Below are 13,065 nucleotides of genomic sequence, written 5' to 3'. Positions count from 1 at the left end.
TGCCAACGGTTATGACGTCGTCATCGTCGGGAGTTCGATGCTCCACCGCCCAGACGCCGCAAGCTCACCGGCTCACGATAACAGCTGTCGTGCCTTGATAAGTGCCCGCACGAGCGTATCAATCTCTTCACTTGTGTTGTAAAGTGCGAAAGACGCACGGCACGTCGCCAGCACACCCAAGCGCTCGAGCAGCGGCATCGCGCAATGGCCACCCGCCCGCACTGCAACTCCGGCGCGGTCGATGACCGTAGCAATGTCATGTGCATGCGCGCCTTTCATATCAAAGGAGATGATCGGCCCCTTTTCGGCCGGCGTCCCGATGATTCGTACGGCGTTGATGTCCCCTAGCTTCTCATTTGCGTAAGCGAGCAGCGCGTTCTCGTGCTTGCGGATCTGTTCTTTGCCTATCGAATTGATGTAATCTAAAGCCGCCCCCAAACCGATCGCCTCGACAATCGGCGGCGTCCCCGCCTCGAACCGGTGCGGCGGTTCACCATAGATGACGCCGGCACGCGAGACCTGACGGATCATCTCGCCGCCACCATTGAAGGGCGGCATTGACGAAAGATGCTCTGACTTGCCGTAAAGCACGCCGATCCCTGTCGGACCATAGAGTTTATGGCCTGTCATTACGTAGAAATCGCAATCGATGTCGCAGACGTCGACGGTCAAATGGACACATCCTTGCGAGCCGTCGACCAGTACGGGAATACCCCGTGCATGTGCGATCCTCACTACGTCTTTCACTGGCAAAACGGTACCCAGCACGTTCGACATCTGAGTGATCGCAACCATCTTGGTGCGCGGGGTCAAGAGCCGCTCAAATGCATCGAGCAGGAAATTGCCGTCATCATCAACCGGCGCCCACTTGATGACTGCGCCGAGCCGTTCTCTTAAAAAATGCCACGGCACAATGTTGGAGTGGTGTTCCATAATCGACAGAACGATCTCGTCACCGGCGCTGACCCGTTCACGGCCGAAGGTCTGGGCGACCAGATTGATGGCCTCCGTAGCGCTGCGGGTGAAGACGATCTCTTCGTTCAGATGTGCGTTCACAAACCGCGCCACCTTGGTACGGGCGCCCTCATACGCCTCCGTCGCCGCATTCGCCAGATAGTGCAGGCCGCGATGTACGTTGGCGTATTCGCTGGAGTACACATGCATCATGCGGTCAAGAACCGCATTCGGCTTTTGCGCGGATGCGGCGTTATCAAGGTACACAAGCGGCTTGTCGTACACCGTCATGGACAGCGCAGGAAAGTCCGCGCGCAGACGGCTGACCTGGTAACTACCGTTGCCTATCGCGGGGTGCACACTCATCGCGCCCGCAGCCAGTGTTCAGCTCGCGCGGTCACAAATTCGCGCAGATTGCCGGCGGGGATCTCCTCGATCGGCTCGCCAATGAATGCTCTAATCAACAACGCCTGCGCATCCTTCTCTGATAGACCTCGAGCGCGCAGATAGAATATGAGACTGGTGTCCAGCGCACCTGAAGTCGATCCGTGGCCGCAAGTCACGTCGTCGGCAAGGATTTCGAGTTCGGGCTTATTGTCCGCCTCGGCCTGGTCGGACAGGAGCAGCGCTCGCGTCATCAGCGCGGCTTCCGTCTTCTGCGAGGCGGGACGTACGACGACTTGGCCCTGGAACACCGAGCGGCCGCAATCGTCGACGACCGCGTGGAACTTATTCCGACTGATGCAATGCGGCCCGGCGTGGTCGACTACGATTGTTGTGTCGGCGTGCTGTTTTTCCCTGATGAGATTGACCCCGTTCGCCGAGAGCCTGGATCCCTCGCCGGCCAGTGTGACGAATCCCTGATAGCGACCGATGGAGCCGCTGCAGGTCATGCTGAAGAGATTGAGGCTCGCTCTGGTACCGACTACGATGATTCCCGACGAAAGGTTCACGGCGTCAGCGGCATCAGCTGCCACCCGGATATACGAAAGGCTCGCCTCGTCACCAACCAGGACAATTATCGCATCGTTGGTTTGATATCGGCTCGCGCCATCAGCCGCGACGAATGTTTCCACCACAGCCGCGTGCGCTCCCTTACCTAGCTGCAGGTAGGAACGGGTAAAGTCGGACACCGACAATGAGGTTGCAACGTGAACGATCTGAATGGGACGCTTAATCGCGCTGCCCTCGGCGATCGTAATCACCAGGCCGTCGGTCGCCATCGCGGCATTGAGCGAGATCATCGCATCAGTTGTGGTCGAAAGCACCAGGCCGGCCATTGCGCTATTGGCCGGATTCTCCAGAATCTCCCGCAACGACCGCACATCGATCCCATTTTCGAGGCTACCGACGTCGGATAGCTCGGGTGCGAATATTCCATCCACCAAAACCAGTTTGACTGCTTGATCGGCAGCCGCTTGCATGACCGACGACTTTGCGCGCACCAGCGCAGCTGCATCTGGTCGCGGAGCGAGTGGCAGTACCTCGCCGATCAAGGCGCATAGATCTGTATATTTCCAAGCCTCGATGCGCCGATGCGGGAGGCCGGCACGCTCGTAGGCCTCGAATGCCCTCGCACGGATATGGGCGACAGGCCCACAGCCAGGCAGCCGTCCGTGCGCCGCGGTGAAGAGATTGCTCTTTGCACGTCCGGCGTCGGCTTCTCTTGCCAAAACTTGCTTCATCAGGAAATCTCTTGAGAGGTCAGGCCGCACCTTCAAATTGAGCGTAGCCACAAGCCTCGAGCTCCAGCGCGAGTTCTCTGCCGCCGCGCTTCCTTACCCGCCCTTTGGACATCACATGCACAAAATCCGGCGCTATATAGTCGAGAAGCCGCCGATAGTGGGTGATCACGATCATCGCCCGTTCCGGCGAACGCAGAGCGTTGATACTGTTGGAGACGATGCGCAGCGCGTCGATATCGAGGCCGGAATCTATCTCATCCAAGATGCACAGGCTCGACTCGAATAGCGCCATCTGCAAAATCTCGTTGCGCTTTTTCTCGCCGCCGGAAAATCCGACATTGAAGCCGCGCTTCAGCATGCCTTGTGGGATGTTGAGCGACTTGGCTATCTCGCGGGCCCTTTTGAGAAAATCGGGCGTGGAGAATTCCTTTTGCCCGCGCGCTTTACGCTGAGCGTTCAACGCCGTACGCAGGAAGTTCATGGTGGTCACGCCGGGAATTTCCACCGGATACTGAAACGCAAGAAATATCCCCTTGCCAGCGCGCTCCTCCGGTTCCATCGCGAGAAGATCTTCATCGTTGAACAGGATTTGGCCTGCACTCACTTGATACCCGGGCTTGCCGGAAATAATGTGGCTGAGCGTGGTCTTTCCGGAGCCGTTCGGCCCCATGATCGCGTGTACCTCACCCGCGTTGACCGTAAGATCGAACCCGCGAAGAATTTCGCGCTCGTCCATGCCGGCATGCAAATCTCGAACTTCGAGTAGCGCCATTCTGATCTATCTCCTGAAATGCATCATCCCGGGTGAGCCGCACTCGGGAGGTCCCGCGGGACGGTTGGCTATCCGACGGACCCTTCGAGCGAGATCGAGATCAGCTTCTGCGCTTCCACCGCGAACTCCATCGGCAGTTTTTGCAGAACGTCCTTGGCGAAGCCATTGACGACAAGGCCAAGGGCCTGTTGCTCGCTCAAGCCTCTCTGCACGCAGTAGAACAGCACGTCCTCGGAGATCTTCGACGTGGTCGCTTCGTGCTCGAACGTTGCCGAGGAGTTCTTGGCCTCGACATAGGGCACGGTGTGCGCGCCGCATTTGTCGCCGATCAGGAGCGAATCGCAGGCGGTGTAGTTGCGCGCGCCGGTGGCTTTACGGTGCGCACTGACGAGGCCGCGATAGGTGTTCTGCGATTTGCCGGCGGCGATGCCCTTGGAGATGATCCGGCTCGACGTGTTCTTGCCGAGGTGGATCATCTTGGTGCCGCTATCGACCTGCTGGAAGCCGTTCGAGATCGCGATCGAGTAGAACTCGCCGCTCGAATTGTCGCCGCGCAGGATGCAGCTCGGATATTTCCAGGTGATCGCCGAACCGGTCTCGACCTGGGTCCAGGAGATCTTGGAATTCCTGCCGCGGCAGTCGCCGCGCTTGGTGACGAAATTGTAGATGCCGCCCTTGCCCTCGGAATTGCCGGGGTACCAGTTCTGCACCGTCGAATACTTGATCTCGGCATCGTCGAGTGTGACCAACTCCACCACGGCGGCGTGCAACTGGTTCTCGTCGCGCTGCGGCGCGGTGCAGCCTTCGAGATAGGAGACGTAGGAGCCCTTGTCGGCGATGATCAGCGTGCGCTCGAACTGGCCGGTGTTGCGCTCGTTGATGCGGAAATAGGTCGACAGCTCCATCGGGCAACGCACGCCCGGCGGCACGTAAACGAACGAGCCGTCGGAGAACACCGCCGAGTTCAGCGTCGCGAAGTAATTGTCCGTGGTCGGCACCACGGTACCCAGATATTTCTGCACCAGCTCGGGATGCTCGCGGATCGCCTCCGAGATCGGCATGAAGATCACGCCGGCCGCCTTCAGCTCCTTCTGGAAGGTGGTCGCCACCGACACCGAATCGAACACGGCGTCGACCGCGATCTTGCGGCTGGGCGACAGCGCGCCACCAGGCGGCGGCTCGACGCCTTCGAGGATCGCAACCTCGCGCAAGGGAATGCCGAGCTTCTCGTAGGTCTTGAGGATTTCCGGATCGATCTCGTCGATCGAGGACAGCGTCTTCTTGGGCTTCGGCGCCGCGTAGTAGTAGATGTCCTGATAGTCGATCTTCGGATAGTTGACGCGCGCCCAGGTCGGCTCGGTCATGGTCAGCCAGCGGCGATACGCCTCCAGACGCCATTCCAGCATCCAGGCCGGCTCATTCTTCTTTGCAGAGATGAAGCGGACGGTGTCTTCCGACAGCCCCTTCGGGGCCTTGTCGGACTCGATCTGCGTCTCAAACCCATATCGATACTGGTCAACGTCGATGCGCCGGACGCGCTCGACCGTCTCTTCTACAGCTACCATTGCCTGCTCCGCTCGCGCAAAGACAACTCCAACCAGTTCCGGCGCGCCCTCTCCGAACTGATCCCACAAGTTAGGACCACTCGGGGCCAGCGCGTAAGAGAATCGATCGACGAAGCCGGTAGGCTGCCGCTCTCAGTGGTGTCTTCATTCTGTTTCGCGCCGGGGCCCCACTCATCAGCTAATTCCCTATGTCGGCACACAGGTCTCGGGCACCGGGCAAACGACGGCGCACTGCGGCGCGTCAGAATTTCCTTCGCATTGGGTGCACTTGGTCGGATCGATCACATATATGTCGTTCTTCAGGCTAATCGCAGCGTTGGGACATTCGAACTCACACGCACCGCAGACGGTGCACTGGGACGCGATTATCTTGTAGGCCATCACTGCGGTTCCATAAGCAGAAGGTGCGGGACAGCGTCTTGCCTTCAAGTCTCGTGCCAATCAGTCTGGGCTGATTTGCCTCGGCTATCTTCCAGAGCGCATGTCGCCGCCTCGACGGCGTGTCGCAAACTCTACATTCGGAATCATAGTGGCTTGATCTCGGTGCCGTGGCGCGCACGATCAATGACGGCGGTCAGCCAACCACGTGAACTGCGTCCGCCAGCCCTATGGCGCGATCCTTCCCATGGCCGCGGTCACGCGGCTGCGATCGGGTCGCCTCTTCCCGAGTGCTCCGCCGCCAGGTCGGCCGGGCCCCATGTTATTGGTTCTGCTCACCGGAATGGCGGCGGATTCGACTAAAGCGCCACGATGAACAACCGGCGGGGGTTACACCGGCACGACGCACATCTCCACCGCAGAGCCAGAAACTGTCGCGGCGATCGCGCCAGACAAAGTCACTCCGATGATCGCGGCGTTTAGGTGCCGCGGCACCCGCTTTTCAAGCCCCGAAGATGACCGGTAACCTGCATTCATATGCCCTGTACGGGCAAAGGCACATTGCCTCGCATCATGGGGCAACTGAAAGCCAAGCGCGATCATCTGGTGTTCCCCGGCTTCGCTTCGCGTTTCAAACATCCGCCCGCGCTGGTTAGCAGTATCCGTCCGAGGGCGGCCGTCTTGCGAGTTTTTCCGATCTGTAGCTGACTGTCCTTATGGACGGACATAAGGACAGTGCGGTGCTGAGCCGCATGGATTTGGTGGAGACCGGTCGGCGGCGACGCTGGACGCGTGCGGAGAAGCTCAGAATCGTAGAGGAGAGCTTCTCGGGGCCACGACTGGTGTCGGCGACGGCTCGCCGGTATGGGATATCACGTCAGCTTCTGCTGAGCTGGCGCAAGGCTTGGACCTGTCATGATCCGGCCGAAGAGGATTCGATCGGCCCGACATTCGTCCCTGCGATAGTTGCGGCAAGTACGCCGCCAACGACGGAAGCTGTCGAGACAGGTCAGATCGAAATCGTGAGCCCTCAGGGGCTGCGCGTGGTCTTCGGCCCCGGTGCGGATATCGAGGCGGTCGTTCGAATTGCTCGGGGCCTGGCGCGCCGATGATCCCGATCCCGACGGGCGTGCGGGTGTGGCTGGCGACGGGCCATACCGACATGCGGTGCGGCTTTCCGAGCCTGGCTCTGCGCGTGCAGGAAGTGCTCAAGCGCGACGCCATGGGCGGCGGTCTTTTCTGCTTCCGGGGCAAACGCGGTGATCTATTGAAGGTCATTTGGCACGATGGCCAGGGCGCCTGCTTGTTCACCAAAAGACTCGAGAGAGGCAGGTTCATCTGGCCATCGGTTGCTGGTGAATCGGTAACGATCTCTCCGGCGCAGTTGAGCTATCTGTTGTCCGGGATCGATTGGCGCAACCCTCAAGAAACCCAGCGTCCGACGCGGGTCGGATAGTCGTTTTACGGTTTGAATCTGCTGCTCGATCTGATTCAATGGCTCCATGATATCGAAGCCGGATGATCTTCCATCGGACCTTGTCAGTGCCCTGGCGGCGCTGCAGGCCGAGCGTGAGGCGCGACAGAAAGCCGAGGCGAAGGCCGCCAACTGGCAGGCGCAAGCCGCGAATGCGCAGGCGAAACTGTCGGATACCGAGGCGCTGATCGCTCATCTCGAGTTGCGCATCGAGAAGCTGAAACGCGAACTGCACGGGCAGCGATCCGAGCGCTCGGCACGGCTGCTCGAGCAGTTGGAGTTGGAGCTCGAAGAACTCGTCACCACGGCGAGCGAGGATGAGCTTGCCGCACAGGCCGCAGCGGCGAAGACGCAGAACGTCCGCCCCTTCATGCGCAAGCGGCCGGTGCGCAAGCCATGGCCTGACGATATCGAACGCGAGCGCGTCGTCATTGAGACTCCAACGACCTGCGCCTGCTGCGGTGGATCGCGGCTGGCGAAGATCGGTGAGGATGTGACCAAGACGCTGGAGGAGATCCCGCGCCGCTTCAAGCTGATCGAGACGGTACGCGAGAAGTTCACCTGCCGCGATTGCGAGAAGATCAGCCAGCCGCCCGCGCCGTTCCATGCCACGCCGCGCGGCTTCATCGGCCCACAATTGCTGGCGACGATCCTGTTCGACAAGTTCGGCATGCATATCCCGCTCAACCGCCAGAGTGCGCGCTTTAAGGCCGAGGGGATCGACCTGCCGTTGTCGACGCTGGCCGACCAGGTCGGCCACGGGACCTTCGCCGTCATGCCGCTCTTCCACTTGATCGAACGCCACGTGCTCGCTGCCGAGCGCCTTCATGGCGACGACACCACCATCCGTATTCTGGCGAAGGGCAAGTGCACGACCGGGCGGATCTGGACTTATGTGCGGGATGACCGGCCGTTCGCCGGGCCTGCGCCGCCGGCAGCGGTCTATTACGCCTCGAGCGACCGACGAGGCGAGCATCCACAGAGACATCTGGCCGCCTTCGCCGGCATCTTGCAGGCGGATTGCTACAGCGGCTTCGAGCCGCTGTTCGACCCGCAGAAGAAGGCGCTGCCGATTACGCCGGCGTTTTGCGTGGCCCATGCGCGGCGGGGCTTCTTCGAGCTGGCTGATATCGAGAAAAATGCTCGGGAAGGCAAGAAAGGCAAACCGGTCTCCCCGATCGCGCTGGAGGCTGTCAGACGCCTCGATACGTTGTTCGAGATCGAGCGCGCCATCAACGGCCGCGGTGCCGGCGAGCGGCGTGCCGCTCGCCAGGAACAGAGTAAGTCACTTCTCGAGGACATGCATGCCTGGCTGCTCCGCGAGCGCGAAACCCTCTCGCGTTCCTCCGAGGTCCTGAAGCCGATTAACTACATGCTCAGGCGCTGGGACGGCTTCGCCCGCTTCCTCGACGACGGCAGGATCTGCTTGACCAACAATTGCGCTGAGCGCGCATTGAGAGGCATCGCCTTGGGAAGGCGCAACTGGACCTTCGCCGGCAGCCAACGCGGCGCCGACCGTGCCGCCATCATGCTGACGATGATCACGACCTGTCGCCTCAACGACGTCGATCCCAAGGCCTGGCTCGCCGACGTCCTGGCCCGTATCGCCGATCATCCCGCATCGCGTCTGCACGAGCTCTTGCCCTGGGAATGGAAGCTCCTGCGCCAGGCCGACAAGCCAGCCAATCAGCAGGCCGCCTGACCTTCACCCTTCACCCAATGCCATCATAGACCTCGCCGTGCCCGCGCGCATGCGTCAATCAGGCGGCCTCCGTCGTATGCGTACGGTTAGCAAATTGATCGAGCCGAAAAAAACCACCCCGAAGGGTGGCCCAAGTCAGGGAGGAAACGCCCGTAAGGGCCTCTGGGATCAGGCCGCAGCCTGTTCGATCGGTGAGAAAGGCAACCCGAGGCTCTCGGCCACGGCCTTGTAAGTTAGCCGGCCCCGATGGACATTGAGGCCCGCGCGCAGGTGCGGATTTTCGAGCGCGGCGACAAACCCCTTGTTGGCCAGTGCCAAACCAAACGGCAGCGTGGCGTTATTCAGTGCCTGGCTTGAGGTCAGCGGCACGGCGCCGGGCATATTGGCCACGCAATAATGAATGACGCCATCCACTTCGCAGGTTGGATCAGCGTGAGTGGTTGGGTGCGATGTCTCAAAGCAGCCGCCCTGATCGATAGCGACGTCCACGATCACCGCCCTCTTACGCATCGAACTCAGCATACCCCGCCGAACGAGCTTCGGCGCGCTCGCACCTGGAACAAGTACCGCACCAATCACAACATCGGCCGCAAATACCTCTTCCTCCACGGCGTCGATGGTCGAGAATCTGGCCCGAACGCGCCCTTCAAAAAGCTCGTCCAGTTCGCGGAGCCGGGGTATCGAGCGGTCGATGATGGTGACCTCTGCACCCAAACCGATCGCCATGCGCGCCGCGTGCGTACCAACGACGCGACCTCCAATCACCACGATCCGGGCCGGCTGAACACCGGGCACTCCACCGATCAACAGCCCTCGTCCGCCAGCACTACGCCTCAGGGCGCTACCCGCCCCTTCAATCGCAAGCCTATCCGCGACCTCGCTCATAGGCGCCAGCAATGGCCCCTTGCTCATCAGTTACGGTCTCATAGGCGATCTCGGTGCACCCAGATTTTAGGAGCCCCTTGGCCTGCTCGGGGTCCGGGGCCAGATGCAGATAAGTGAAGAGGATCTGGCTCTCCCGCAGCTGGCTCCATTCGGACGGCTGAGGCTCCTTAACCTTTGCGATCATCTCGCTCGACGCGAATACCTCGACTGCGGACGCCAGAATCGTTGCGCCGGCGTTGCGATAATCTTCATCCGTCGCGCCAATGCCCGCGCCAGCATCGGTCTCGATCATCACGCGGTGGCCCGCCGCCACGTATTCGCGGACAGCTCCAGGGGTAAGGCCCACGCGATATTCGTGCGCCTTGATTTCCTTGGGGACTCCGACCTTCATTTGAAAACTGCCTGCCTGGAGCGGCTTTCTAATCGGAAGTACGTAACGATACTGCGACGCGAGCGCCACAATAGCGCAGGAATTCAGCGATCTTTGACCAGCTGCGCAGGATTTCAAACAAGATGCGGCAAGATGCTGAGTGGCTTAGATAACCATACTCGCTGAGCTCAACGATCGAGCCCTCCGCAGCCGACGCGAACTGAGCTGCTGCCGGTTTGATGGACACCCGCTTAAGCTAATCCCACCTTGCGCTCGAACTCAACCGGGCTGAGATAGCCGATGGTCGAGTGCCTGCGGGTCGTGTTGTAAAATCGTTCGATGTAGTCGAACACATCGGCGCGTGCCTCATCTCTGGTTTGATAAATCTTGTTGGCCGTACGCTCGGTCTTGAGCGAGGAGAAGAAGCTCTCCATCGCCGCGTTGTCCCAGACGTTGCCGGAGCGGCTCATGCTGCAAACGATGCCGTGGTCGGCCATCAGGCGCTGGAACTGCTCGCTGGTGTACTGGCTGCCCTGGTCGGAGTGATGCAACAGCGCATCCGGCTTGCCGCGCCGCCAGACGGCCATCAACAATGCGTCCGTCACGAGCTGTGCCGTCATGGCGGCACTCATCGACCAGCCCACCACGCGGCGTGAGAACAGGTCGATCACCGCTGCGACATAGAGCCAGCCTTCGGCCGTCCAGAGATAGGTGAAGTCGGCGATCCACTTCTGGTTCGGCCGCTCGGCGGCGAACTGCCGGTCAAGGAGGTTCGCCGGTACGGTCTCGAGCTGTCGATCGCCGCTGTCCTTCGGTAAGCGCCGACGTCGCGGCCGCGCCCGCAAGCCTTGCAGGCGCATCAGCCGCTCAATCCGGTGCAGGCCGCAATCCGCCCCGTCGGCGAGCAGGTCACGCCACACCCGGCGTGCGCCATAGGTGCGGTCGCTGGCGGCGAAGCTGGCCTTGACCTTGCCGCCGAGCTCCTCGTCGCTGCGGGATCTGGCGCTGGGAGAGCGGTTCAGCCAGGCATGGAAGCCCGACCGCGACACTCCCAGCGCATCGCATAGCCATGCCACCGGCCAGATCGTCCGGTGCTTCGCGACGAAGGCGAACTTCATGTCGCTTCCTTCGCGAAGTAGGCTGCGGCCTTCCTAAGAAACAGCCTGATTGGCGTTGCACGGAATGGCCTGCAAGACAAAGCCGAGCGATTTGGCCCGGCGCTGAAGGTTAGCGAGGACGCGGCTGCGATATTGTCGCTCATATTGGTCGGCACCTGGATCCCTGTAGCTCATGCCATGCCGGAGTGTGTTGTAGAATAAAACTGCAATCTTGCGGGCGGTCGCCGTCACCGCCTTCGACTTGCCCGCGCGTGAGGACAGCCGGCGATAGAATGCTCCGAGCGCCGTATCGCTCCGCCCCACGGTTGTGGCTGCCAATCGCAGTAGTGCGGCTGCCCGGCTGGAGGATCTCCGCGTGCGTGAAGATAGTACCTTGCCACCGGAGATTTTGTTGCCGGGTGCGAGGCAGAGCCAAGAGGTGAAGTGCTTGGCGGTTGGCCACGCCCTCAGATCCTTGCCGCACTCGCCGACGAGCTTCAATGCGAGTGACGGACCCAGCCCATGGATCTCAGTCAGATCAACGCCGAGCACACCGTACAGCGCGGTCCTGACATCGAAGGTGGGTGTGTTGACCTGCTTGGTCTTTACGCGTGGCTGGGATAGCTTTCCGACCGGCTTTGCTTCTCTGTTGCTAAGCGCGGCGATCAAGACTTCGAGCTTGCGGTCGCAGTCCAGCATCTTCGCCTGGTAGATGTCGTAGAGTTCCAGCGATTGGGTCAGAGCGAAGACATGTTCCTCCCGGTCGTTGCCGATCAGCGCCGCGCGGATCGTCTCCGTTGAAGAATGGCAGCGCACGTCTCGATAGGTTGCCAGAACGTCGGGATTGCGCTCGCCTGCAACAATGGCTCGGATAATCCGCATACCAGTCGCTCCGGTGATATCCGAGACGACATGATGGAGCTGCAGGTTCATCTCCATCAGAGCCTTCTGCATGTGCTGGATATGGGCGGCAGCATATTCAACCAGCCGCTCCCGCTGGCGCAGATAAGCGCGCAGGGTCGCAATCTCGGCATCGGGACGGAAGCTGCCGCGTAACAGCCCATAGGAATGAAGCTGGCGTAACCACGCAGCATCGCTGACATCGGTCTTGCGCCCGGGCACATTCTTGGCATACCGCGCGTTGACCAGAATGACCTCGAACCCGCGCTGCTCCAGAATCTCGTAGACCGGGATCCAATAGACGCCAGTGGATTCCATCGCGACGCTGGTCACACCGCATGTCTTGAACCAGTCCGCCAGACTATGCAGGTCCTGTGTGAACGTGCTGAACGTGCGCACTGGGACATCGGTGCAGGCCGGGTTCACGGCGGCCATGTGCATCTTTGATCCGATGTCGATGGCAGCCGCCCCGACGTTGACTGGCTTCAATTCCGGGCGATCTGCAGTTGTCGTCTTGAGCATTGCGGGTCCTCCGTCCAATCATGGGCAGGAGGGTCTGGGTTATGCCAATTTGTCATCTTCCTAATCGGGATCGCCGCCGGAGCGCCGTCACCACTCTCAAGTCCGCATGCACCCATGGACCACGTTTTTTAACGGGGACAGTGCCTCCAATAAGCTGACGGCCGCTACCCTCCCGGCCTCAGACGATAGCACAAGGCTGTTTCTACCCCGCGCAGGCACGCCACGGCGCTGGACAGTTTTTTAGGATATCCCGCTCGGCCTTCAGCTTGGCGACCTCACGGCGCAGCCGCTCGATCTCCTGCTGCTCCGGCTTCATCTGCCCGTGGCCGGGAAAGGCTTGCGCCGGGTCGGAGCCCAACTCCTTCACCCATTTGCGGAGAACATTCTCATGAACATCCAGGTCACGGCCAGCTTGCGCCACCGACACCCCACGTTGCCGCACCAGCTTGACCGCCTCGACCTTGAACTCGCGGCTGAACTTCCGTCTTTTCATCGCCACCTCCGGCTTCATGAAACACCTAATCTCGGTGTCCATCAAACCGGCAGCAGCTCAAACAGGCTCTCGACCGCAATGGCACCCGCGCTGAAAAAATCATATAACGGATCCGTGGGCGTCTTGAAAACGTCTACAGAACTACCTTCGCCGCGATGACAGGGTCCTTCCGCTCTGGACCAAACCTATTCTCATCTCATTACCTGCGAATCACGCGTTGGCTATGCACGAGGTCGGCGAATGCACGGACCTCGGTGTCAGTGCCTTC

10 protein-coding genes and 3 pseudogenes are annotated in these 13,065 nt (G+C 60.7%); 3 read left to right on the top strand and 10 right to left on the bottom strand.

What is annotated here, in order from left to right; genetic code table 11:
- Positions 1–72: 72 nt before the first annotated feature.
- The 6 genes from HAP48_RS24255 to HAP48_RS24230 form a co-directional block, all read right to left on the bottom strand.
- Positions 73–1,320 (bottom strand): cysteine desulfurase, encoded by a 1,248-nt coding sequence (locus HAP48_RS24255; protein ID WP_035978206.1) that lies wholly within the window; start codon positions 1,318–1,320, stop codon positions 73–75.
- Positions 1,317–2,639, bottom strand: a complete 1,323-nt coding sequence (gene sufD, locus HAP48_RS24250) for a Fe-S cluster assembly protein SufD (protein WP_166209451.1) — start codon at positions 2,637–2,639, stop codon at positions 1,317–1,319. Before sufD ends, HAP48_RS24255 begins: the two co-directional genes overlap by 4 nt.
- A 19-nt stretch (positions 2,640–2,658) precedes the next feature.
- Positions 2,659–3,411: a Fe-S cluster assembly ATPase SufC gene (gene sufC / locus HAP48_RS24245; RefSeq protein WP_029084741.1), complete on the bottom strand. Its 753-nt coding sequence runs from the start codon at positions 3,409–3,411 to the stop codon at positions 2,659–2,661.
- 68 nt (positions 3,412–3,479) lie between these two features.
- Entirely contained in the window at positions 3,480–4,976 is a 1,497-nt protein-coding gene (gene sufB, locus HAP48_RS24240) for a Fe-S cluster assembly protein SufB (RefSeq protein ID WP_166209454.1), read from the bottom strand.
- Positions 4,977–5,162: 186 nt separating this feature from the next.
- Positions 5,163–5,357 (bottom strand): 4Fe-4S binding protein, encoded by a 195-nt coding sequence (locus HAP48_RS24235; protein WP_084518765.1) that lies wholly within the window; start codon positions 5,355–5,357, stop codon positions 5,163–5,165.
- A 387-nt stretch (positions 5,358–5,744) separates the two neighbouring features.
- Positions 5,745–5,957: a hypothetical protein gene (locus HAP48_RS24230; RefSeq protein ID WP_156929026.1), complete on the bottom strand. Its 213-nt coding sequence runs from the start codon at positions 5,955–5,957 to the stop codon at positions 5,745–5,747.
- Between the two features lie 113 nt (positions 5,958–6,070).
- On the opposite strand from HAP48_RS24230, the gene tnpA reads away from it, so the two are divergent.
- The 3 genes from tnpA to tnpC are packed head-to-tail and all read left to right on the top strand — an operon-like array spanning position 6,071 to position 8,530.
- A complete protein-coding gene (gene tnpA, locus HAP48_RS24225) occupies positions 6,071–6,466 on the top strand; it encodes an IS66-like element accessory protein TnpA (RefSeq protein ID WP_166202956.1) in 396 nt (131 codons plus the stop codon).
- Positions 6,463–6,810, top strand: coding sequence for an IS66 family insertion sequence element accessory protein TnpB (gene tnpB / locus HAP48_RS24220; protein ID WP_063676425.1), 348 nt, complete (start codon positions 6,463–6,465; stop codon positions 6,808–6,810). Before tnpA ends, tnpB begins: the two co-directional genes overlap by 4 nt.
- Before the next feature lie 46 nt (positions 6,811–6,856).
- Entirely contained in the window at positions 6,857–8,530 is a 1,674-nt protein-coding gene (tnpC, locus tag HAP48_RS24215; protein ID WP_166205228.1) for an IS66 family transposase, read from the top strand.
- 168 nt (positions 8,531–8,698) lie between these two features.
- Here tnpC and ald read toward each other — a convergent pair.
- From ald to HAP48_RS24195, 4 genes and pseudogenes are all read right to left on the bottom strand, one after another.
- Positions 8,699–9,806 (bottom strand): annotated as a pseudogene (ald, locus tag HAP48_RS24210) (alanine dehydrogenase).
- Between the two features lie 230 nt (positions 9,807–10,036).
- A pseudogene (locus HAP48_RS24205) lies at positions 10,037–10,936 on the bottom strand (IS3 family transposase); the annotation flags it as partial.
- Entirely contained in the window at positions 10,937–12,304 is a 1,368-nt protein-coding gene (locus HAP48_RS24200; protein WP_166204212.1) for an IS110 family RNA-guided transposase, read from the bottom strand.
- Between the two features lie 238 nt (positions 12,305–12,542).
- Positions 12,543–12,797, bottom strand: a pseudogene (locus HAP48_RS24195) (transposase); the annotation flags it as partial.
- Between the last annotated feature and the right edge of the window lie 268 nt (positions 12,798–13,065).

Origin of the sequence: Bradyrhizobium septentrionale (assembly GCF_011516645.4) — a bacterium.
In the GTDB taxonomy this organism is placed as follows: Bacteria; Pseudomonadota; Alphaproteobacteria; order Rhizobiales; family Xanthobacteraceae; genus Bradyrhizobium; species Bradyrhizobium septentrionale.
Note: the sequence above shows the minus strand (reverse complement) of the source record. Positions and strands in the feature narration are given on the sequence as shown.